Below are 21,751 nucleotides of genomic sequence, written 5' to 3' on the forward strand. Positions count from 1 at the left end.
CCAAAAAACCTTTTATTCTTTGAGCTAGCTCTGCTCTCCCGCCGGGGCCGACTTCTGCTGAATTACAGGAGAAGGCACCTCTTCCCGGGCCTGGCCTTTATTTCGGTTGACAAGTCGAGTGTTAGACAGGATGAGTAGAAGAGCTATCAACATAGCCAGGCTACAAGTCGCTCCCAGATATTCTATGCCGCCAAGGGCCAGAACCAGTCCACCGAGGGCACCGGCTCCCGCAGTGCCCAGGTATAGGGCTGTCATATTCAGGGAGAGAACAACCGGAGCTGATTGCGGTTCGAGCATTGCCAGGTAGCTGTTGAGCGCAGGCGCTCCCAACCAGGCCACGGTACTCCAAACTACAAGGATAACAACGGCGATGATGTTCAGGGCAAAGGACTTATGTAAGAGCGTCAGCAGCGAGATGGTGAGCGTAATCAGGATCATTAAGGCATAGACGCGGATCAGCGTGCGCCCGATGCCCCAGCGATCGGCCAGGTAGCCGCCCAGGAGGTTTCCCAGGAGCGAGGCAGCCCCTATGCCAAACAGCACAAGGCTGAGCAGTGCAGCATCAAAAGTGGTCACGCGATCCAGCACGGGCCTGATATACGTGAGAAGGCTATTAGCGCCAACCAGGCTGATAAAGGTGAGAGCCAGGGCCAGCCAGACATGCCTTTTAGTGAGGAGGGCCAGGCGCTCACTCCAGCTAACTACACTACCATGCTGTTGGATATTGGGCAAGAGGATGCAAAGGAGCAAGGCTGAGAGGGTCCCGATCAGGGCAACCATAGCAAAGGAGGCTCGCCAGCCAAACAGGCTTCCAACCCAGCTTCCCAGCGGTAAGCCAAGCACAAGGGCGCCGGTCGAACCGGCAAGAATGATAGACATGGCTCGCCCGCGTAGCTTCTCCTCTACAAGCTGGGCCGACGCGGCCATGGCGGTTGGCGTATAGATAGCAGCGGCAAGCGCGGCAAGGATTCGCGTGCCGAAAAGCCAGCTAGCCGAGGGAGCCAGGGTCGAGGCCAGATTCGCCAGGGCAAAGAGTACAAGCGAGATCAGCAAGACCCGCTTGCGCCCGATATGGGCCATGGCGGTCACCAGGAGCGGCGAGCCGATGGCATAAGTGAGGGCAAATACGGTAACTAGCTGCCCGGCTACCTCCTCCGAGACGTGCATATCAGCAGCCACGGATGGCAGGAGCCCGGCCACAAGATACTCCTCAGTTCCGATGGCAAATGTTCCCAGCGCGAGAACAAGTATGAAGATGGGCATAGTATATCCCCGTTTCCTTTCTCTCATACAAGAAAAACATTTTGGACTGATCGATCAGTCCAAAATAAAGACAAAAAAAATCAAGCTAGAAGCGAAAGCGCGACATTGGCGATCTCCTGGAGCTGCCTGGCGTCCCTGACAGCTTTGGCCGTAATATTCAGGCCTTGTAGCGAGGAGGTCAAGAAACGCGCAAGGGCAAGCAGATCCAGCTGTGGGTGAATCTCGTCATGTTCCTGAGCGCGAACCAGCGCATGATAGAATGCCTGTTGTGTGCGTGTCACGCTCGCGGAGACGCAGCGTGCAATCTCTTCATCGTGAGGGGCTAACTCAATAGCTGTATTCACGATCATGCAGCCACGCGGCGGTTCTGTGCAGGCTAACGTTTGCACAGTAGAGCGAAACACAGCTTCAATGGCAGCTTTGCCCGATCCCGGCCCTTCAAGTACGTCAACTGTGGAGGCAATATTGCGCGCTTCGTAGCGCCTGAGCGCTTCAAGAAAAAGCGTATGCTTGTCGCCAAAGGTATCATAGAGACTCTGGCGCCTGATGCCCAGATGGGCAAGCAAGTCATGAATTGAGGTCGCTTCATAGCCACGATTCCAGAACAGCTCTATAGCTTTATCAAGCATCTGCGTACGATCAAATGTTTTTGGTCTTGCCATCCTATACTCCTTGCCAGAAGTATAACTAATTTTGGACCGATAAGTCAAGTATTTCAACAAGCGCGCTTTGGCAGGCCTCTCATGCAGCATATTCGTGGATACATTGGTACATTCCCCATGCCTTTCGGGGCCAACCGCAGAGCCGATTATCCTGCGGTTGGCAAATCGCGCTAGTTACGGTACGTTGAAGTGAAAGGTCCAGGTCCTGATTTTGCCGAAAAGATGATTTTCGCGTTCGGTGATAGTGATAGTCCATGCCCCATGCTTACCATAGAGGCGGTGTGGGAAGGTGAAAAGGAAGGAGCCATCACCCTGAGGACTGCCTGACAGCGCGTCGTAGCTTTTTGGATCTTGTGAAACACTTACTGTGGCAAAAAGGTTTGCCTTCCCCCAGGGCTGCAGTCCGCTGACGAAGATGCGAACATCTGATGGTGTAATTATCGCCTTCTGTAAGGTGATTGTCTCGCCTTCTGTTGTCTGTTGCTGACCCAGCTTTATCAGCCCGCCGGAGTGGAAAGGAACTGAGAAATCGAAGGTAGCCGAACCCAACACATGCGGCGTGCGAAAAGCTGCGCCCGTGCCGATCTCCATCTTCAGATGAATATCTAATTGCTGAGGGTTGCCGGTAATCCTATCAGTATCAACATAGAACGCTTCGGCCTCGCGATATTTGTCGGTATTCTGAGATGCACTTCCCCCTACTATTAGCTTCCCGCTGTGGGAATCGCCTAGCACCGTGCCATCTTTCGTTGAGACCACGATATGCAGAAGCGAGATCTGCTTGCGATCCGGGGCACTGTTCTCATTCGCCAGGATCGTATGCTTATCATTGGAGACCAGGGTACTGGCAATAATCAGTTCGTTAGCATCAGCGTAGGCCGAGTCAATGTTGATAGTGACGCCAGCCACGGTTCGCGACTGCTGAATCGGGCTAAACAATTTATGTTGCACCATGTAAGAGGTTGCCGGACGGGAAGAGAGAACTGAACCCAGGAAAGGCGCAATCACTGCGTAGACGGTTCCCGTAACTACAAGTGCAGCCAGGAGAGCGGCGATTATCGCCAGGCTGCGTGTGGACAGAGAGAGCCATTGGACAAGCTTAAATCTGCTACTAAAGTGAGAAGTTGATACAGCTTTTAAAGAGTTGAGGTGCCGATAGCGGGCCTGAATGAGCTGCCACGTAGGGAGCTGAGGTGGCATAGGAGCATGATATGTTGCTTCCAGGTCCTCAACAAGCCTATTGAGTCTGGAATCATTCTGGTTTTCGAACAGATCGGAATAGCGTTGGTGGAGATTATGCTTATACATAGCGATACTGCTCCTTTAGCGATTGTAAGGTACGTGTGATCTGTTTTTTGACGCTGGCATGACTTTTGCCAACGACTTGAGCTATTTCGACGGTACTGAGCCCGGCGGCAAAACGTAGGGCCAGTAATTCACGTTTCTGGACATCAAGCCGGGCCAGCAGGCTGCGCAGACGAGCCAGGTTCTCTTGCTTCAGCGCAACCGCTTCTGGGTCCTGTTCGCTTGGGGACTGTACTATATCTGAAAGGAGATCCCAGTATTGTATATTTTTGTGGCGACGATGATGATCGATGGCTACATGGCGAGCGATGCGAAAGAGCCAGGCCGCGAATGGGATGCCGCGTGGACGATAGCCAGGCAAAGCCTCAAGGACTTTAAGAAACACTTGCTGGGTCAGGTCAGCTGCATCTTCATCACTGCTAGCGCGTGTACGCAAGTAGCGATAGACCCGCATTGAATAAGCATTGTAGAGCGGTGCAAAGTCGGCAGGATTGGCTCTGGCAGCTTCTACCAGCTGTATTTCTGCATCCTCTAGCCGCATATCGTACAGCAATGCTGGTTCTGAAATGTTTTCCATACATAAACTTCTTTCTCGCAGAAATGTAGGTAGTTTGCTTATCCATCAGTTGAAGCCTCTCCATCATGATGGCGTCTATTAGAACGCATGAGTAGAAGATTGGGGACATCAAGTTTGTTCTTCACTTGAGCTTTGGGAGTTCTATTGCTATACTATGTTCGGCAACTGCTAAACGCTGATACTATAGTACCTGCCATGCTCATCATGAAAAAGTGTAGCTGGCTTAGCCAACGTTCGGCAACTCTCGCTAGTAGACGAACGCTTCGGGCTTGCTCAGACAGAGCAGGGAAACGAGGTTTGATGAAACATACTTCTCCGACCGCTGGGGCTGTCGAAGATGAGATTTTGAGAAATGAGCAAGACGGACAAGAGATCAGCATTGCGCTCGATTCGCCTGCCTGGTTTCGCTGGCTAGAAAGCGCAACGGCCTTTAGCTTCCGCAGCGCCGAGGGCCACTTTACAGCGCATAAGACGCGGGCCGGCAATCAACGTGGCGAGCCTTACTGGCGCGCTACACTACGCAGTCGGGGCAAGCTCTATAGCTTCTATCTCGGCCAATCTCCGCGCCTGACCAGCGTGCGCCTCCACGAGGCGGCTCACGAACTTAGCCAGCGCGCGGCCAATCTCGCTACTCCCTCGGCGGAGCCAGCCAGCGGCGCACCTTCATCTAGCGAGCCTCCAATTGACAGGCCCGATCCTTTATTGCTTAGCCGGCTTTCTCTGCCACGCCTCCCGCTCCAACACGTCGCGCGTCCACGCCTGCTCACTCTGCTAGAGCAGAGCGTCCAGAGACCGGTGACGCTGATTTCGGCACCAGCCGGCTCCGGGAAAACAACGCTGCTCGCCGAATGGGCAATCACAACAGATCTTACAGTAAGCTGGCTCTCACTTGAAGAAGAGGATAATGATCCGGCCATCTTCTTCCCTTACCTGATGGCGGCTTTACGCAGATGCACACAGGAAGAGGAAAAGCTTGAGCGCGCGGTCCCGGCGCATAGCTGGAAGCAGGCTATAACGCATCTCCTTAACGACCTCATGCGACGCCTTGAGCATGATGCGGTCATCGTGTTGGATGATATTCACCTCCTGACTTCGCCAGAGATTCATACTATCCTGCATTTTCTGATCGAGCACTTGCCAACTCGCCTGCACCTGGCGATGGGAACGCGCGTTGATCCGTCCTTGCCCCTGGCTCGCCTGCGCGCACGCAGCCAGCTAAGCGAGTTGCGCACCGAGGAGTTAAGCTTTGTCTCCGGCGAAGTCGAAGCTTTTGTAGAGAAAATGGGTTTGCGCCTGGAAGGCGAGGATTTGCGCCTGCTAGAAGAGCACACTGAGGGCTGGATTGCCGGCATCCAGCTCTTTACTCTGGCCCTGCGTGGGCAACGCCACAGTGCAGCCTTCTTGCGCTCCTCCTCCAGATCTCACCACTTTCTTCTTGACTATATCAGTGAAGAAATCCTTGCCCAGCAGGAGCCAGCTATGCAGCAATTTCTGCTTCATACCTGTATTCTTGATAGCTTCTGTGCAGCTCTATGCGATAGCGTCACAGGGAACTCGGATGGAGAGACACGACTTGCCGAAGCGTTAAAAGCTAATCTCTTTGTACGCGGTCTCGATAATACGCAAACCTGGTATCGCTATCATCAGCTCTTTGCCGAGGTCTTGCGTACACATCTACAACGGCACGAGCCGGAACAGATTCCCGGCTTGTATCGCCGAGCAAGCTGCTGGTACGAACAGCAGGGCTGGCATGAGGAGGCTTGCGATTATGCCTTGCGCGCCGGCGATCTGCCTCGCGCTGCCGCCCTCTTAGAGCAGCTCGTCCCCCACCTGGTCGGACAGGGAAAATTTCGTCGCCTGCTGCAATGGTCCTCTCAACTTCCACAAGACATAATTGGCGATTATCCCTTGCTCTTCATAGCCTCAATGATTGGAACCCAAGTGCTGCGCGGGAGCATCCTGGGTGCCCAAAATATCGGGCAGTCTCTACCCGCAGCGCTAACGCATCTCGGTCGGAAGATCCGTATGCACACTGACGAGCCAGGTTCACCCTGGGCTGGATTGCAGTCAGGGCTCCAGCTTTTACAGGCTATCAAGGCCTGGACTAGCGGCGATATTGCGCAAACCATTGCTCTCTTGAGCGAAATCTCAACGATCCCGTTGCCCTCCGCAAGTACGGCAAGCCGGGTCATTGCCCTGGGCCGCCAGCTACTTCTCGGCTTAGCATATAGTGCAAGCGGCGATCTACATGCGGCCGAACAGATCATCATCGAAAATCCGTCTCACGACGAGGATAGTGCTTCTTCGCCCTTTACATCCTTTGCCCTCATTTTCCTTGCCGACGTGTACGAGGCTCAGGGACAGCTCCATAAATTAGAAAGCTTATATCATGAGATACTTCTGTCCTTTGAGCGCTCAGGTGTTGGCTCTCCGCTCCTTATGGCTCTTGCCCACACACGGCGGGCCGGCTTATTGTACGAACGAAACTGTATCGAGGAAGCCGAAGCAGCAATTAAGATGAGCCAGGAGATCGAGCGGCGCATTGAGCTACTCGCCCCCGCCGCCCTTTCCTTCTCCGCGCCGCTGCAAGCCCGTATTGCCCTGGCTCAGGGCGATATCCAATCGGTCAGGATCTTACTTGAGAACAAAGGGGTGCCTTTCTGGCGATCTCTGGCAGAATCACAGACAAAGAAGGTTACAGGCGCAACGCTGGCCCGCCTGGCTCTACTCTGTGGACAGAACGCGCTGGCCGAAGAATGGGTCCAGGCCAGCGACATGCATTTTGATGATCAAATCAATCTCCAGATAGCTAATCGAGATTATGTCCCCTATGTGACACTGGCCCGCATCCTGCTGGCACGTGGCCGACAACAACACGCACCACTGGCCCTGGCTCAGGCCTTGACCTTGCTGGAATGCCTGCAGAGCGCGGTTACGGCAGTTGATGCGCGTGGCTGGCTGCTTGAGGTACAAATGCTCACTGTGCTGACCTTACAAGCCCAGGGCAAGACAAAGCGGGCCTTGCAGCTTCTCGGCTCGGCCTTGAGCGTTGCTGAGCAAGCGGGCTACATGCGCCTGCTGGTCGATGAGGGCCAGCCGATGGGCCAGTTGCTCGCCCAGGTAGCCGTTTACACAAGCGCCTCGCCCGCCTATCTTCAACGCTTACAGGTGGCCATTGGCCCTTCAGTGTCGAAGCCTACTGACGCAACTCAGGAGCAAGCGCAAGACCAGCCTCTCCTTGATCCCTTGAGCGAGCGCGAGCATGAGATCCTCGGGCAGCTGGCCAAAGGCCTCTCAAATCAGCAGATCGCCCAGCAGCTCGTGATCAGCCTGTACACCGTCAAGCTGCATGTCAAACATATTCTGGCTAAACTGGCGGTAACCAATCGCACGCAGGCGGTTGCCCGCGCACGTGAGCTGCACTTGATCTAGCCTGTGATCAACAATACTCCCCACAATAGTTCTTTGGAGGGACGCTAATCTCTTTCCTATGCACTAAACTCTATCCCATAGAGATAAAACCTGAGAGCATATAAAACTATAAAGAAAGAGAGCTTTCTCCTAATGACAAATACACCCAATAATATATTCGATACTGATGTGCTGATTGTGGGAGCGGGACCCGTTGGACTCACGTTGGCGATTGAGCTCGCTCGTCGCGGCATCGCCTGCCGCGTTATCGACCAGCTTGCGACCTATCCCATTGGGACGCGTGCCCGTGGCGTTAGCGCGCGCACGCAGGAAATCTTTGACAACCTGAGCATTATCGAAGATCTCCAGTCCTATATTGAGCCACGACTGCCCTGGCGCTTCTATGACGGCGCAGGCCGCCTTGTGCAGGAGCTTGAGGTGCCAGTGAGCTTCGGCGCTGACCACCTCACGCCCGATAGACCTTATCCTGGCAACGTGTTGATCGCACAGCAGCATACCGAAGCAGTTCTGCGCAAGCATCTCTCGTCTTATGGCCAGCATGTCGAACTGGATTGCACACTGACAAACTTCTGGCAAGATGCTGAACAAGTTGTAGCTGAGGTAGTACGCGCCGGGCTGAAAGAAGAGATTCGAGCTCGTTACCTTGTGGGTTGCGATGGAGGAAACAGCGCTGTACGCAAGTGCGCCGGAATCGCTTTTGCTGGCGAAACCAGGGATAAACGGTTTACAATGTTCGGCAATCTCGATGTAGAGGGACTCGAACCCACCTGCTTTTATTCCTGGTCAGATTCGCAAAAAGGGTTCATGGCGCTGAACCCAATGCCCCTCAGCAATACCTGGTTCTTCTCGGCTCCTCTACAGCCGGATGAGCACGGAGAGGCGCCAGTCGCCAGCATGGAAACATTTCAGAACATCTTCGATACTTGGCCCGGAACGCCCAGGGTCAAGTTTAGCAATCCTCTCTACCTCTCGATCTATCGGCTCAATATACGCATGGTTGACAGATATCGCAGCGGTCGCGTCTTTGTGGCTGGCGACGCTGCGCATGTCCATCCACCCGCTGGCGGACAAGGCATGAATACCGGCATTCAGGATGCTCATAATCTTGGCTGGAAACTTGCCTACGTTTTACAAGGCGCGCCTGAAGCGCTGCTGGAGACCTACCAGGCCGAACGCCTACCGATTGCCCAGGAGGTTCTTGCCACCTCAACCTCCCGCATTCTGTCCTGGACTGAGACAGATGCGAATGGCACCTCCGCTGGAGTTGAAGGCATTACCAAAATGATACATGGCAAAGATCCGTTCAGCGATACCACCCAGTTGAGCGTCAATTACCGAGGCAGCTCGCTTGCTCGCGATCTCACCACAAGTACAGGGATACGCGCCGGGGACCGCGCCCCTGATGCACTTTGCCAGAGCGCCCAGAACCGTGAGCAGGTGCGGCTCTTTGATGTGTTTCGCGGCACGCATTTCACCTTGCTGGCCTTTGGCAACCAGCATTTACCAAAGATACCCGCCGCATATCAGGACCTGTTACAGGCCTATACCGTGACGCGTGCGGCCAGCCCGGCGCTCGATACTGCTCACCTCTTGCTTGACAGCGAAGAGCAAGCGTACCAGGCTTACGGCATCACGACAGATGCCCTGATTCTGGTCAGACCGGATGGCTATATAGGCCTGACGGCCGCTGGTACGGCTTATCAAGCCATTTTCGACTACTTGCACGAGATCAGCGCACGCTAAGGCGAGCGGCACATGAGCAAAAGCATCATGGGCAAGCAGCTCATGATGCTCCATGTTTGCTAAGTTTTTACATATGCAATATGCTCTTCCCCAGGCAAAACGTCTGTATCACTACTCCCCCAACTTATTGGGTTAGAAACAGAATACTTCTCAATCCAAGCACTCGGCTGCCGCCTGCTGCCCCTTGACCTGCGTAGCCACATTCTCCTCATTTTGTTCGGCAGATACCTGGGCTGCGCCTCCGGCTCTACTGCGAAAGAGCAATTCAGTAACCAGTCCAGCCCCTAGCAGAATAATCACCAGGCCCACAAATGGAGTAAAGGTGAGAGGTTCGTGCAGGAATAATACGCCCCAGAAAACGCCAAAGATGGGTGCCAGAAAGGTAACGGTAAGGGTTTTTGTTGGGCCCGCATGAGCGATCAACCAGATGTAGAGTAGAAGGGTTACCGATGTGCAGAACAGTGCCAGAGCAACAACCGCGAGCAGCACACTAAGACTCGGCATATGTTTTGGAGGTGCCACAAGCGTAAGCGGGACAAGAAATAGGATGGCTGCCAGCTGGCTACATGTTGCTATGGACAAAGAACTTACCTTATTTCCAAGGTGAACCTTGATATAGACACTGGCAATACCATAGGAGGCAGCCGCCGCGAGCGAGGCCAGGATCGCAAAGACAAGCATCGTGGAGAAGGGAAGAGTGCTCCAGCCGGCCAGAATGACTACTCCTAGCAGTCCCAGTATAAGGCCAATAGCCTTTTTAAGCGTCATGGCTTCCTTTATCCAGATGACAGATACAAGCACGCCAAACAAGGGTGTTGTTGCGTTTAGCAGCGCCGCAAGCCCGCTGGTTAGATAGAGCTCAGCCACGCCAATTAAGGTAAAGGGAATTGCCGCATTAATGATACCAACTACGAGATAGTGTCGCCAATAGGTTCGCAGCTCCAGCCGCGTACCGGTAAGCAGAGCAAACACCAGCAAGCTCAGCCCAGCCAACACGACACGTGCAGCCATCAAGGCCACTGGTCCAAGCACCGGTGTTCCGATGCGTATAAACAGGAAACCTCCTCCCCATATTGCCGAAAGTAACAGTAATACCCCTATTTCTTTTGTCCGCATAGTATTTCTCCTCTAGCTATCCTTTGACATGAGTACTGGATTTAGTATAGCGTGGCTCTATGCAGGATTTGTAGGAGAAATAGAGGGCAAAATGTTCAAGTTACTTACGATTTACCAGGATAATTTACTCTTCGCCTTCATTTTTCAAGTTTGCACGGTAGAGGTCGCGTAGAAGGGCAATTTCAGCGCCATGGCTCAGCAACTCCTGATTTACCCACCAGACGATTTCCAGAAAAGGGAGCCGACGATCTAAGCCCCAAGGATATTTGCTATAGCCTATTTGATCGAGGGCGGTCTCGGTAGCGCTAGAAAGGGCCGAGCGCCACTTTAGAGCCGCATCGTTTAGTGAGGCGATGGCTGCCTGAGCTGTAGGTGCGATTGCATAGTCATCCCAGGCCAAAGAAGCCGTTCCTACAACATAATCGGCCCTGTGTAGGAAACCGTTGGTAAGGTGGCACATGCGCCAGGCAATGGTTGTCACGGGAGGCGGCACGGGTTCCGGCTGCGCAAAGTCCATAACCCAGTCACCCCGACCAAAGGGCGTGCTTGCCTGGCTCTGCTCACGTGGATGAATGCTCCAGCAGCCGGGCATAGGTTCCCACAGGTATTCGTCATCGCTAAGATCGTGCAGGCGTGTGATGAGGCGCTCCCTGCCATAATCGAACTGCTTTAAGAATGGTGCCAGGCGGGCCGGTAGGCTCATAGTATCGCTCCTTTAAAAGCTTACTTCTCTTTTTCCATTATTTTTGATCATATGTTCTATTATAACACACTTTGCAGCAATGGAATGAAGGTAGGCTCGCCAGGTAAAGAGATAGGAGAGCAAGAGCTAGCCTGAAACCTCGGGAGATCTCCACAAGCATTTTCTGTAAGATCCAGCTGTTGCCAGCGGGATCGCTGAAGGCAGCATGCTTGACGGCCTTGTCGTGTTCCTCAATCTCGCCGAGGCGCAGGGCAAAACGCTAATGCTGATTTGTGCGTGCAAAGATATCTTGCTTGTGGATGACTACTTTTTCTCAGAGCCGGTAAAGGCAGCTGTCAGGCCGAGAGCGATATAAATGCTTCCCGTCACATAGCGCTGGATGCGCTGGAAACGTATACTACTCTTGAGCAGCGTAGCCAGGGTCCCAGCCACAAATCCATACAATGTCAGGGAGCAGAAGCCCAGGACAGCATAGATGCAGCCAAATATAAGAAATTGCATAACAACCGCCCCACGAGTTGGGTCGACAAATTGGGGTAAGAAGGCCAGGAAGAAGAGAGCCGTCTTGGGATTAAGCAGCTCTACGCCCATCCCCTGCACAAACATGCGCGCAAGCGGCTGCGGCTCAGCGCTGCCCTTCTGATGCAGTTCGTCTCGCTTCAAGAGCGTGCGCACGCCGAGATAGACCAGGTAGGCGGCGCCAAGATATTTCACAACTGTAAAGGCGAGAGCCGAGGTGAGCAAGAGAGCAGAGAGCCCCAGGGCTGCAGCGGTGGTATGGATAAGGTCAGCAGTGGCGATGCCCAGGGAAGAGACGGTTCCGGCTCGCCTCCCCATATCTACGCTGCGCGTCATCGCAAATAGAACAGCCGGACCAGGAATGGCAAGTAATCCCGCTGCTGCCAGCATAAAGAGCAATAAGGTGGTACTGGTAGGCATGCAAAATCTCCTCATGTGCGCGTATGACAATGTTGCGTACCGTGTTCTTCTACTGTAGCAGAGAAATAGATCCACTATCCAGCTATTCGAGCTCCAAAGGGCCTCAGTTACAGCACACTGTTCGTCAGTTCCCCTACCAGATCAGGAAAGCATGGGCCAGCTTTGTAAGTAGGTATTCATGCAACATGACAGAGTGATGACAAAATTGAGGAGCAAAGTTCATGCCGCTGTCATGCTCTCAGTTTACACTACTGCTACAGGCACCTGGAGATGGGCCTGAACAAGTATAAATATAACTGAATTAAATAAGCTATGTGAAAGAGAGGTTACGCTTATGTGGGGACATTGGGGAGCTGCAGCCGGAGCCGGCTTCGGCCATGGGCCATCGCACTTTTTCTGTATGGTTCTGCTCGGACTGCTGATCTTTGGAGCCATCTACTTGTTCAATCGCAGGCGCCACAGGTTCGGGTGCATCCCGGCCGGAGCGCCACACGAAGAGCCGCGCAGACCAGGCGGTCCCGATGCTATGGAGGCCTTGCGCCAGCGCTATGCGCGTGGTGAAATTGATACCACCACTTTTGAGCAGATGCGCGAACGGCTCGGCGGTTCAAATCGACCACCTTTATAAGCGCTACAGGACCCGGTATCTTGCCTAAGTGCCGGGTCAGTTTATTTCTATAGCCCGCTGCGAGCTTTAGTTCTCCCAGTCTGCAATGTTACGTAAAAATAGTGAGGCTAGCCCAACATACTTGATTGTATCTCCCGCTCACCTCTCCCAATATTTAGCAGTACTTAAGCGAAGACCCCTCTTGCCGCTCCTCATAGCAAATGAAAAGTGTGATATACTCCTAAAGTACTATGCCTGGCGACCTGAAGTCCCCAATGAAAGGAAGTAAACTGCCCATGAACGAACTGCTCGGTAAACGTCTTGGCAACTATCGCCTGGTCCAGCTCATTGGACGCGGTGGCTTCGCTGAGGTCTACCAGGGAGAGCATGTGCATCTTGGGACCAAGGCCGCATTAAAAGTGCTGCAAACCCAGCTGGAGGAGAAGGAGCAGGAACATTTTCTACAGGAAGCTCGCATCATTGCCCGTCTTATTCATCCCCATATTGTACGTGTGCTCGATTTTGGCCTTGAAGATGCCATCCCCTTCCTCGTCATGGATTACGCGCCTCATGGCTCGTTACGCAAACGGTATCCCAGAGGCACGCGACTCCCGCACCGGAAGATTCTTCCCTTTCTTCAGCAAGCGGCCTCAGCCCTTGATTACGCGCATAGCCAGCAGGTGATTCATCGCGATGTCAAGCCTGAAAACATGTTATTGAACCAGCAAGACGAGATCATGCTTAGCGATTTTGGCATCGCGACGATCGTCAAGAGCACGCGAGGTACCAGCGTAGAGGAGGTTGTAGGCACGGCGGCCTATATGGCTCCTGAGCAAATACAGGGCCGGCCTCAGCCAGCCAGCGATCAGTATGCGCTGGGCATAGTGCTATACGAATGGCTCAGCGGCGAAGCTCCGTTTCAGGGCTCCTTCACGGAGATCTGTAGCCAGCACTTGCATGCCGCCCCGCCTCCACTTCATGAGAAGCAGCCCTCAATTTCGCGCGAGATAGAAGCAGTTGTTGAACAGGCTCTCGCCAAGGAACCACAACAACGCTTTGCCAGCCTGCAAACCCTGGCCGATGCCTTTGCCAGGGCCAGTGAAGATGAAACCATTGTCCTTACAGAAGAGGACGCTGATGCTACCATGCGTCGCACATCATCAATTCCGCCTACCGAACGTGCTGAGCCAATCGCCAAAACTGCTCCAGCCCTGCCAGCAACCCAACGGGCAGAGCCTGCCCAGGCCGCTGAGCCAGTTACCAGAACCGAGCCGGCCACGCTGCGCGCCGAGCCTGCGCACACGGAAGTTCCAGAGCTACCAGCTCCACAGCCGTCTAGCGCTAAGCCACTGGATCTCTCGCGGCGCAGCCTGCTTCTGGCCGCCGGAGCCCTCCTTGTCGGCGCGGCTGGCGCTAGCGGGCTAACGTGGGCCATAGTGAGTCAGGAGCAGAGACGCGCCCCTGCCGAAAAATTTGTCACGCCGCCAAGTCCAACACCATCTTCAACACCGGCTCCCTCAAAGGGGACCACGCTCTATACTTATCAGCAGCACAGCGGCGCCGTTTACACCCTCTGCTGGTCTCCTAATGGTCAGTATCTGGTCTCAGGGAGCGCCGATACGACAGCACGCGTCTGGAGAGCTGAGAAGGGCGAGACACTCTACACCTATCAAGGGCATGCCGGTCTCTTGAATGCTGTCTTGAGCGTAAGCTGGGCCACAAATGGGCAATGGATTGCCTCGGGAGGCGACGATATGACTGCTCAGGTCTGGGAAGCCGCCACCGGCAACCGGCTGACGCTCTATCGTGGGCATCAAGCTCGTGTCCTGAGCGTTGCCTGTGCTCCGCACTCATCAACAGTAGCCTCGGGCAGCGCTGACCAAAGCGTGCAGCTCTGGGACGCCTCCAGCGGCGACCAGGCGGGAACATATCAGGGGCACAGCGATATAGTTTACGCCGTCGCCTGGTCTCCTGATGGATCGCTGCTTGCATCGGCCAGTGCAGATAAAACGATTCAGGTCTGGGAGGCCGCGACGCGTCACCCGGTTACGCAATACAAGCGCCATAACGGAGCTGTCTATACCGTCGCCTGGTCCCCTGATGGCCAATACCTGGCCTCCGGCGGCTTCGATAAAAGCATCCAGATCTGGGAGCCGCGCACAGGCAAACCACTTTTGAGCATGACCGGAACAAGCGAGCTCTCGACAGAAATCTCGGCCCTGGCCTGGTCCCCCGATGGCAAGCGCATAGCCTCAGCCAGCACCGACACAACAGTGCGCATCTGGGATGCAGCAAGTGGAGAGCTGCTCTATACCTATAGCGAGCACAGTAGCCCCGTCTATACGGTGGCCTGGATGCCACCAGATGGAGCCTATCTGGCCTCGGGCAGTGCGGACCAGACCGTCAAGATCTGGCAAGCGATGTAGACAAAGGCTTCTCGAAACGTCAGACCCCGAGAAGCGCCCATTCTTGACCCCTTCATCATCAGCACCCTATAGTATGTAATGTATGATTTACAGCAAAACTAGCCGTTACTGGTTTGGAAAGGGGTGTCATGATGACAATTATCGACGATGGAGCGCAGCCTCTTCCCCTAAAGCTCGTTGAGCGCAAGGAAGCACCTGGCTGGTATCGCTGGGGCCTGTTTGGCGTCCTGGCGCTAGCCTGGTTTTTCGATTTCTTTCACCTTGGTGATTATGGCTATAGCAATTTCTTTTATGCTTCTGCCGTGCGCAGCATGCTGATGAGCTGGCACAACTTCTGGTACTTAGCCTTTGACGCGGCAGGCTTTTTAAGCATCGATAAGCCACCGCTGGGCTTCTGGCTGCAAACCGCGAGCGCCTGGCTATTCGGCATGAGCCCGTGGAGCGTGCTGCTGCCTCAAGCCTTAGCCGGCGTGCTCTCGATTGCCCTGCTTGCCCATCTGTTAAGGCGCTACTTTGGCCCCGTCGCTGCCTTGAGCGCCGCACTTACCCTCGCGCTTTCCCCAATCAATATAGCCACAAATCGGAGCAATAATGTCGATAGCCTGCTTGTGCTGAGCGGGTTGCTTGCCGTCTGGGCAATCCTGCTAGCCGTGGAAAAGGGAAAGCTGAAATGGCTGCTCTTGAGCGCCTTTCTGCTCGGCCTGGGCTTCAATATTAAGTCGTTGGAGGCTTTTCTTGTGCTGCCCGCGCTGGCTGCCTATTACTTTTTTGCCTCTCGCCACAAATGGGGTAAGCGCGTCCTGCATCTAGGATTGGCCTCCCTGCTTCTCATTGTGGTCTCGTTGGCCTGGATGATATCCGTAGACCTCACCCCGGCCTCGGCGCGCCCTTATATAAGCTCTTCAGGCAATAATTCAGAGATCAGTTTGGCCATCGGCTATAATGGCCTGTCCCGGCTCCTGCCCCACGAGGCAGCAGTCAACGAGTCAAGCCCATCCTACCTGGCCCTTTCGCCTCCACAAAGGCAGCTTTTCAAAGAATATACGCAGGCCATAACAGAAGCATATAACCAGGAGGTTTCAGCCATGCAAGCCAGTGGCATGGTCATGGGCGAGACCGGTCTGGCCAGTCCCGTGAGACTTATCAATCCGCAGGTAGGCAGCCAGATAAGCTGGCTATTAGGCCTGGTGCTCTTTGGCCTGGTCATCCTGGCAATCAAATGGAAGCCATATTTTTCTCAACTATCTGAGCAGCGCGCTCAGTGGTGGTTATGGGGTACCTGGTTTCTTACTCAGGCCGGCGTTTTTAGCCTCGCCAACTATTTCCACCTCTACTATCTGGCCGTCTGCATGCCATCCCTCTGTGCCCTCGTGGGCATCGGCATCGGGCTGCTGAGCGAGAGCTACGCGAAGCAGCAAGCCCGCAGCTGGCTTCTATTGCTGGCTCTAGGCCTTAGCGGGCTCATTCAGTTACAATTACTTTCTTACTTTCCCAACTGGCAGCCCTGGCTATTATGGGCAATGCTAGCAGGCCTCGGGCTTGCTGCATTAATCATTCTGCTCACCTTCATCAACAGACGCAGGAAGAGTACGATAGCGCGCACTCAATTGAGAAGCAAGGCCGGCCTCAGAATGAGCTCAATCCAGCTGGCGACAAGCATCGGGCTGCTGGCCCTTCTTCTGGCTCCAACTGCCTGGTCACTCGAAACTCTCTCAGCCAGGCATAATAGCGATTTTCCTATTGCCGGGCCTACTTTGGGAAGCGAGTACATTCCAGACCTCGACCTTACCCAGTTTATGCCCGATGCCTCGACCCTCAAAATTCTAGAGGATCAGGGCAATCCTCGTTTTCTCGCCGCTACCCCTGATGTCTTTACGGCAGCGCCCTTGATCCTTGCCACTGGCAAGCCTATCATGGCTATAGGAGGCTATGTAGGTGGCAGCCATATCACAACGCTAGAACAGGTCCAGGCCATGGTACGCCGAGGCGATGTGCGCTACTTCGTGATGTTCGCCCACAAAGCTATTCTACAACTGCCACCGCTTCCGCCCACTGCTAGCCTGAGCCAGCTCTATGAGAGCTTCGACAGCTTTAGCGAAGATGTAACGGTCAGGCGGGTCAATGTATGGGTCATGGAAACTTGCCAGCCGAAGTGGCAAGGTACCTGGAAAGCCGTTGGCAACAGTCAACACACGCTTCCCGAAACAGTCTTTGATTGCGCGCAGGCCTCTACCAGCTCGGCAGACAGCAGGCGGAAAGACCAGTAGGCACTCACTGAAAAGTAGCTCCCTCTCTTCAAGCTTGATGAGGGGGAAGCCACTTTGAGCCACACACGGCTGATTACTTTCCAATGCTAAGACACACAAGCTCACTTCAAATCTCTATTGACATAAATACTTACTTCATGTAATCTTTTAGGCAAAAGAAGCAATATGAAGGAGAGCATAGCGTTATCGTGCAAAATATCATAGCTAGACTCAAAAGTCAGCTTGCCCAACAATCGCTGCAAGGCCTGGCTCTTGATATAGATGAAACCCTTTCATACACAAATGGATATTGGATCGAACAAATGCAGGCGCTCTTTGGCAATCCAGAGCAGCTTAGCATACAAGAAACCATTGAAAAGTACCGCTATACCCACCGCGTGCCTTACTGGCAAACAGCGGAGAGCACGCAATGGATGGAGGAGCAGCGCCATTCGAATGCTGCTCAAGAATGCTTACCATTGATCGAAAACGCCGATCTTTGTGTGAATATCATCCATCGCACTCTTCCAATTGTTCTGTACGCAACTATTCGACCAGAAGAAGTAAAACGTGGCACCAGCACATGGCTCAAAAAACATGGCTTTCCTGAGGCAGAGATCCTGGCCCGTCCGGCAGAGGTTCCTTACGAGGAAGGGAATCGCTGGAAGGCTCAGGCCATTGCTGAGCTTTTCCCGCAAGTTGTAGGCATTGTTGACGATAATCCGGAGATGCTCGCCTACTTGCCCGCCGAGTATCAAGGAACAGTCTTTCTCTACAATAGCCACTCCACCAGCTATCCCAAAGGAGCGTTTCGTGTTCTCCACTGCTCAGATTGGCCAAGCGTTTGCCAGCATGTAGATATCCTTGGAAACGCAGGCTTGCCTGACTAAGCGCTCGACGAGCAAAAAAACAGGCATCCTGCCTTTTGCCACCTGGAGAAAAGGGCAGGCTTGCCTGATTTCTTCTATGAAAGCTTCTGCCGACCGAACAAATCCTGCTTCGGCTGCTGGGTCCTCGCCAGCGAAAAGGGGAGCAGCACTGCCCAGATCAACAGGGCCGGGACGCTCAGTCCCCAGCCAATTCCAGCATGGGTAAACACAGCCCCAACCAGCACGGGAAAGATGAGTCCGGAGACACCAGAGCTAACAGAGATCATACTGGAGACAAGCCCTTGCGCCTTGGCAAAACGTGCTGAAGCCAGGGCGGCCAGCCCAGGGAAGACAGGGCCGCAACACAGACCTACGAGAAACGTTGCACTAAAACTGAGCCAGAGGTAGCCAGGAAAAACTGCAACCGTCAGGATGCTCAAACCTCCACCCACAAAACAGGTGTAGAGCAAACTCCTCTCTTGCACTCTTCCTTTCTTAAGCCCCTGAGCGCTCAATATGCGCCCACAAGTCAGGCCGAGAAAGAAAATGGTTGCCACTGGTGCGGCAAATGCCAGGGGCAGCGCTGCTTTCTGGCTGACCGCCGTTACAATCCAATTGCCAAAGCTTAACTCAGCTCCAACATAGAGGAAAATCTGCAAAAAGGCGAGCCAGAAGCCGCTCTGCAGAAGGACTACCCTTGTCTCTGAGCTGGCCGCCGGCAGTTGTCCTTGCGCAGATGGATCAGCAGAAATAGACTGCTTAAACAGCAAAATCACGACGAGAAGGATAAGGGCGGGCGAAACAAGAAAGGCCCAGAGCGGTTCGTGCAGAACCGCAAGCACAAGCGAGAGCAGAAATGGACCAAGCAGGGCTCCGATGCCAAAGGCACTATAGAGCATATTGAAGGTTGAGCTGAGGCTATCGCGAAAAGCCATCATTATGACCATATTGAAGCCAACATTGCATAAGCCAAAGCCCAAGCCCTGAACGAACTCAGCCAGGAAAAGCACTGAGAACAGGGGTGCCCAGGAAATAATCGATGTACTGATCCCCATCAGGACCAATCCAATGATGAGAATGTGCTTTGCCTCCAGGCGCTTAGTAAGTCCACCCGCAAGCATTGACCCCAGCAGAGTGCCCAATGCATTGCCTGTAAAGATCCAACCAATGCTCCCAAGCGAGACAGAGGTATGCAGCGCCAACGCTGGTAGAATAGCTCCGGGTAAATAGTTGATAATCCCCACAGCCATTTGGGCCAGAAAGATTGTAGACAACAGGAGACGACGCTGAAAAGATTTGCCATCTCTCTTGAGCAAACTATCTATCTCCCTGTACCTCTCATACTATAAAGCATCTGCTGAATTGCTGCTGTGGCATAACAGCCAGAAGGTAAATAAACCCGAGCTATCTCCACATTGATATAATACAATATGCTTATTTGGGACGTCAAGATCTTCAGAAGACTTTATATAACTCTAACGCTGAAATTGTAACAAATCAATGCAAGGCATTAAAAATTAGCACTCATTTGTTCGATATGATACTTTAGCGATTTCTAGAGTAGATACAAATTTCAGCATAATTTTCATTATATATAATTTTCATGCCATGCAATATCTTCAAATATTGGCAATAAATATCTTAAGCTGCAGTGCTAAACAAGAAGGGATTGCTTGCCTGCCTCCTTCTGGCATCTATTCAGGAGGAATGCCAGAGCCGCCTGAAGAGCAAGCTCTCGCCTAACCAGGTCGAGAGAGGATGCCCCTTTGCCTGATAAACTGACAGGTTGCTATCCGCGTATAGCTGAGTGTACAATAGAATAAAAAATTCACCTTGAAAGGTTCTCCCTGTGATCGTTTGTGAAACCGAGCGCCTACTCGTCCGCTACTTGCGCGATGAGGATTTTGAGGACTTTTATGCCATTTGTAGCGATCCAGTAGTGACGCGCTATGTGGGCGAGGGCACGCCCCTGAGCGCTGAGCAGACGCGCCAATGGTTGCAGATATCCAAAGAAAATTACCGTATACGAGGTTATGGTTGTTTCGCCATTATTCAGCGCAAGGACTGTCAGTTTATTGGCTTTGGCGGCATCGCACGTCCAAGCGATAAAGAGCAAGTTGAAATTATCTATGCCTTCAAACAGCCCTGCTGGGGTCAGGGGCTAGCCACCGAGTTTGCGCGCGCTCTGCTGATAAGCTGCTTCGAGCGCTGGAAATTCCCGCGCATCGAAGCCACCATTTATCCACAAAACCAGGCTTCGGCCAGGGTGCTAGAGAAGGCAGGCATGCAGTTTGTGCATACATTCATCGATGAGGATGGGCAACCAGTCTCGCTCTATGCCCTCGACAATCCTGTACGGGCAGCCTCTTAAAAAGCCTGGAAGGGCTTTTACATGCCCATCTCTGCTAAGATCTGTGACGTCCATAGGCTGCCAGGCTTTCTGACGACCTCAAACCTCAAGAGGTATTCTGCTCCTCAGGCGAAGAAGCCGTAACTTTGAGCCAGCGCGCGGCCAGCGGCGCTGTAGTCCCTTGCAGTAGCACAGAAGCCAGCACGACAAAGAAGACAAGATTGAAAAGGGAAGGAGCCGTAGGAAGACCCGCCAGAAGCGGGAAAGTGGCAAGGACGATAGGTACAGCTCCCCGCAAGCCAACCCAGGAGACAAAGAGCTTCTCGGGCAGAGTAAGCTTGATCGGCAGCAATGCCAGCAGCACGCTCACTGGGCGCGCAATGAAGACGATGACAGCGGTAATAAATAATCCTCTCACGATCACTGGAGGAAGGTGAGACGGGAAGACCAGCAAGCCAAGAATTAAAAACATAGTGATCTGCATCAGCCAGGACAAACTATTGTGAAAGCGCGAGAGCCGATCCACCTTCTGAATTGAGCTATTGCCCAGCAACAACCCGACGATATACACGGCAAGAAAGCCGCTCCCATCGAAAATAGCGGTAAGGCCATAGGCGAAGAGAGCCAGGGCGATAGTAAAGACCCGATAGAGCCCCTCTACATCCAGATCCAGGCGCCTGAGCAGCCAGATCGAGCAGCCCCCAATGATCAGGCCCAGAATGGCCCCTATACCCATTTGTTCGATAAAGAGCAGAATCACCGAGAAGATAGTGGCATGCGGCTCTGTTAACAAGCGTATCATGCCTACGGTCAGAAAGACTGCCATCGGATCATTTGTGCCGGATTCCAGTTCAAGCAGCGGGAGAAGCTGGCCTTTTAGCTGAAGATTTCTAGCTCCCAGGACGCTAAAGACTGCAGCCGCATCTGTGGCTGAGATAATCGCGCCAAGCAATAAGCCTTCTATCAGCGGTATATGGAGCACAAGATTGGCAAACAACGCTACGATGATAGCGGTTAAGAGCACGCCTATCGTCGAGAGCGAAAGCGCGCCACCCAGGGCCGGCCGCACAGCGCTCCAATCAGTCTCCAGGCCTGCCCCGAAAAGGATAAGGGCCAGGGCAATCACGCCAATTGCCTGGGCCAGGGCCGCGTTATCAAAATAAATTCCACCCGGACCCTCCGAGCCGGCTAGCATGCCCAGGCCAAGGAAGAGCAGCAGAGCCGGAATACCCAGCCGACTAGAAATTTTCCAGGCAAAGATACTTAAGAAGAGCAATATAGATGAGATAAGGAGCAATTCATTAATAGGCATGAAACTATCTCTTCTCTACTATTCCTATATAATAGCTTCTTTCAGTATACAGCATAGGCAAGCAAGCATAGCTACATAAGGCCTGGCAAAGCAAGTGGTGGTCGGCATTGGCCGGTTTGCAGGTACACATTGGCGCCTTGCCGAATCGAAGCTTGAACTCTATGCTGTCCTTAGCAGGATTGCTGCGCGGAGCCGAGGTAA

General features: G+C 53.4%; 16 protein-coding genes. 7 read left to right on the forward strand and 9 right to left on the reverse strand.

What is annotated here, in order from left to right; translation table 11 throughout:
• Positions 1 to 24: 24 nt before the first annotated feature.
• The 4 genes from EPA93_RS04775 to EPA93_RS04790 form a co-directional block, all read right to left on the reverse strand.
• Positions 25 to 1,263: an MFS transporter gene (locus tag EPA93_RS04775; protein ID WP_165422877.1), complete on the reverse strand. Its 1,239-nt coding sequence runs from the start codon at positions 1,261 to 1,263 to the stop codon at positions 25 to 27.
• A gap of 80 nt (positions 1,264 to 1,343) precedes the next feature.
• Positions 1,344 to 1,925, reverse strand: coding sequence for a TetR/AcrR family transcriptional regulator (locus tag EPA93_RS04780; RefSeq protein ID WP_165422878.1), 582 nt, complete (start codon positions 1,923 to 1,925; stop codon positions 1,344 to 1,346).
• A gap of 174 nt (positions 1,926 to 2,099) precedes the next feature.
• Positions 2,100 to 3,233, reverse strand: coding sequence for a DUF4179 domain-containing protein (locus EPA93_RS04785; protein ID WP_129885950.1), 1,134 nt, complete (start codon positions 3,231 to 3,233; stop codon positions 2,100 to 2,102).
• Positions 3,226 to 3,807, reverse strand: coding sequence for an RNA polymerase sigma factor (locus tag EPA93_RS04790; protein ID WP_129885951.1), 582 nt, complete (start codon positions 3,805 to 3,807; stop codon positions 3,226 to 3,228). Before EPA93_RS04790 ends, EPA93_RS04785 begins: the two co-directional genes overlap by 8 nt.
• A 300-nt stretch (positions 3,808 to 4,107) precedes the next feature.
• Here EPA93_RS04790 and EPA93_RS04795 point away from each other — a divergent pair, with 300 nt between their 5' ends.
• Both EPA93_RS04795 and EPA93_RS04800 read left to right on the forward strand, forming a co-directional pair.
• Positions 4,108 to 7,239, forward strand: coding sequence for a winged helix-turn-helix domain-containing protein (locus EPA93_RS04795; RefSeq protein ID WP_165422879.1), 3,132 nt, complete (start codon positions 4,108 to 4,110; stop codon positions 7,237 to 7,239).
• A 132-nt stretch (positions 7,240 to 7,371) separates the two neighbouring features.
• Positions 7,372 to 8,982, forward strand: a complete 1,611-nt coding sequence (locus tag EPA93_RS04800) for an FAD-dependent monooxygenase (protein WP_129885953.1) — start codon at positions 7,372 to 7,374, stop codon at positions 8,980 to 8,982.
• 150 nt (positions 8,983 to 9,132) lie between these two features.
• Here EPA93_RS04800 and EPA93_RS04805 read toward each other — a convergent pair whose 3' ends face one another.
• The 3 genes from EPA93_RS04805 to EPA93_RS04815 all read right to left on the reverse strand — a co-directional run bounded on the left by EPA93_RS04805 (position 9,133) and on the right by EPA93_RS04815 (position 11,740).
• Positions 9,133 to 10,098: a DMT family transporter gene (locus EPA93_RS04805; RefSeq protein WP_129885954.1), complete on the reverse strand. Its 966-nt coding sequence runs from the start codon at positions 10,096 to 10,098 to the stop codon at positions 9,133 to 9,135.
• Between the two features lie 124 nt (positions 10,099 to 10,222).
• Positions 10,223 to 10,801, reverse strand: coding sequence for a DinB family protein (locus tag EPA93_RS04810; protein WP_129885955.1), 579 nt, complete (start codon positions 10,799 to 10,801; stop codon positions 10,223 to 10,225).
• Between the two features lie 303 nt (positions 10,802 to 11,104).
• On the reverse strand, positions 11,105 to 11,740 hold the full coding sequence (locus tag EPA93_RS04815; RefSeq protein WP_129885956.1) for a LysE family translocator: 636 nt from the start codon (positions 11,738 to 11,740) through the stop codon (positions 11,105 to 11,107).
• A gap of 334 nt (positions 11,741 to 12,074) precedes the next feature.
• Here EPA93_RS04815 and EPA93_RS04820 point away from each other — a divergent pair, with 334 nt between their 5' ends.
• The 4 genes from EPA93_RS04820 (at position 12,075) to EPA93_RS04835 (ending at position 17,909) form a co-directional block, all read left to right on the forward strand.
• A complete protein-coding gene (locus tag EPA93_RS04820) occupies positions 12,075 to 12,368 on the forward strand; it encodes an SHOCT domain-containing protein (protein ID WP_129885957.1) in 294 nt (97 codons plus the stop codon).
• A 275-nt stretch (positions 12,369 to 12,643) separates the two neighbouring features.
• Complete coding sequence (locus EPA93_RS04825) at positions 12,644 to 14,773, forward strand: WD40 repeat domain-containing serine/threonine protein kinase (protein WP_165422880.1); 2,130 nt, start codon at positions 12,644 to 12,646, stop codon at positions 14,771 to 14,773.
• 128 nt (positions 14,774 to 14,901) lie between these two features.
• Complete coding sequence (locus tag EPA93_RS04830) at positions 14,902 to 17,040, forward strand: ArnT family glycosyltransferase (RefSeq protein WP_129885959.1); 2,139 nt, start codon at positions 14,902 to 14,904, stop codon at positions 17,038 to 17,040.
• 188 nt (positions 17,041 to 17,228) lie between these two features.
• Positions 17,229 to 17,909 carry a hypothetical protein gene (locus EPA93_RS04835; RefSeq protein WP_129885960.1) on the forward strand — a complete coding sequence of 227 codons (681 nt, stop codon included), beginning with the start codon at positions 17,229 to 17,231 and terminating at the stop codon, positions 17,907 to 17,909.
• Between the two features lie 74 nt (positions 17,910 to 17,983).
• Here EPA93_RS04835 and EPA93_RS04840 read toward each other — a convergent pair whose 3' ends face one another.
• Positions 17,984 to 19,204, reverse strand: a complete 1,221-nt coding sequence (locus tag EPA93_RS04840) for an MFS transporter (RefSeq protein ID WP_129885961.1) — start codon at positions 19,202 to 19,204, stop codon at positions 17,984 to 17,986.
• A 533-nt stretch (positions 19,205 to 19,737) separates the two neighbouring features.
• Between EPA93_RS04840 and EPA93_RS04845 the strand changes: the two genes are divergently transcribed.
• On the forward strand, positions 19,738 to 20,259 hold the full coding sequence (locus EPA93_RS04845; protein ID WP_129885962.1) for a GNAT family N-acetyltransferase: 522 nt from the start codon (positions 19,738 to 19,740) through the stop codon (positions 20,257 to 20,259).
• Between the two features lie 85 nt (positions 20,260 to 20,344).
• On the opposite strand, the gene EPA93_RS04850 is transcribed toward EPA93_RS04845, so the two are convergent.
• Positions 20,345 to 21,550 (reverse strand): potassium/proton antiporter, encoded by a 1,206-nt coding sequence (locus tag EPA93_RS04850; protein WP_129885963.1) that lies wholly within the window; start codon positions 21,548 to 21,550, stop codon positions 20,345 to 20,347.
• Positions 21,551 to 21,751: the final 201 nt, after the last annotated feature.

Origin of the sequence: Ktedonosporobacter rubrisoli (genome assembly GCF_004208415.1) — a bacterium.
Lineage (GTDB): Bacteria > Chloroflexota > Ktedonobacteria > Ktedonobacterales > Ktedonobacteraceae > Ktedonosporobacter > Ktedonosporobacter rubrisoli.

Bases quoted from the DNA above. Each gene is read 5' to 3' on its own strand.
- EPA93_RS04775 (WP_165422877.1), bottom strand. From the start codon at position 1,263: ATGCCCATCTTCATACTTGTTCTCGCGCTGGGAACATTTGCCATCGGA.
- EPA93_RS04780 (WP_165422878.1), bottom strand. From the start codon at position 1,925: ATGGCAAGACCAAAAACATTTGATCGTACGCAGATGCTTGATAAAGCT.
- EPA93_RS04785 (WP_129885950.1), bottom strand. From the start codon at position 3,233: ATGTATAAGCATAATCTCCACCAACGCTATTCCGATCTGTTCGAAAAC.
- EPA93_RS04790 (WP_129885951.1), bottom strand. From the start codon at position 3,807: ATGGAAAACATTTCAGAACCAGCATTGCTGTACGATATGCGGCTAGAG.
- EPA93_RS04795 (WP_165422879.1), top strand. From the start codon at position 4,108: ATGAAACATACTTCTCCGACCGCTGGGGCTGTCGAAGATGAGATTTTG.
- EPA93_RS04800 (WP_129885953.1), top strand. From the start codon at position 7,372: ATGACAAATACACCCAATAATATATTCGATACTGATGTGCTGATTGTG.
- EPA93_RS04805 (WP_129885954.1), bottom strand. From the start codon at position 10,098: ATGCGGACAAAAGAAATAGGGGTATTACTGTTACTTTCGGCAATATGG.
- EPA93_RS04810 (WP_129885955.1), bottom strand. From the start codon at position 10,801: ATGAGCCTACCGGCCCGCCTGGCACCATTCTTAAAGCAGTTCGATTAT.
- EPA93_RS04815 (WP_129885956.1), bottom strand. From the start codon at position 11,740: ATGCCTACCAGTACCACCTTATTGCTCTTTATGCTGGCAGCAGCGGGA.
- EPA93_RS04820 (WP_129885957.1), top strand. From the start codon at position 12,075: ATGTGGGGACATTGGGGAGCTGCAGCCGGAGCCGGCTTCGGCCATGGG.
- EPA93_RS04825 (WP_165422880.1), top strand. From the start codon at position 12,644: ATGAACGAACTGCTCGGTAAACGTCTTGGCAACTATCGCCTGGTCCAG.
- EPA93_RS04830 (WP_129885959.1), top strand. From the start codon at position 14,902: ATGATGACAATTATCGACGATGGAGCGCAGCCTCTTCCCCTAAAGCTC.
- EPA93_RS04850 (WP_129885963.1), bottom strand. From the start codon at position 21,550: ATGCCTATTAATGAATTGCTCCTTATCTCATCTATATTGCTCTTCTTA.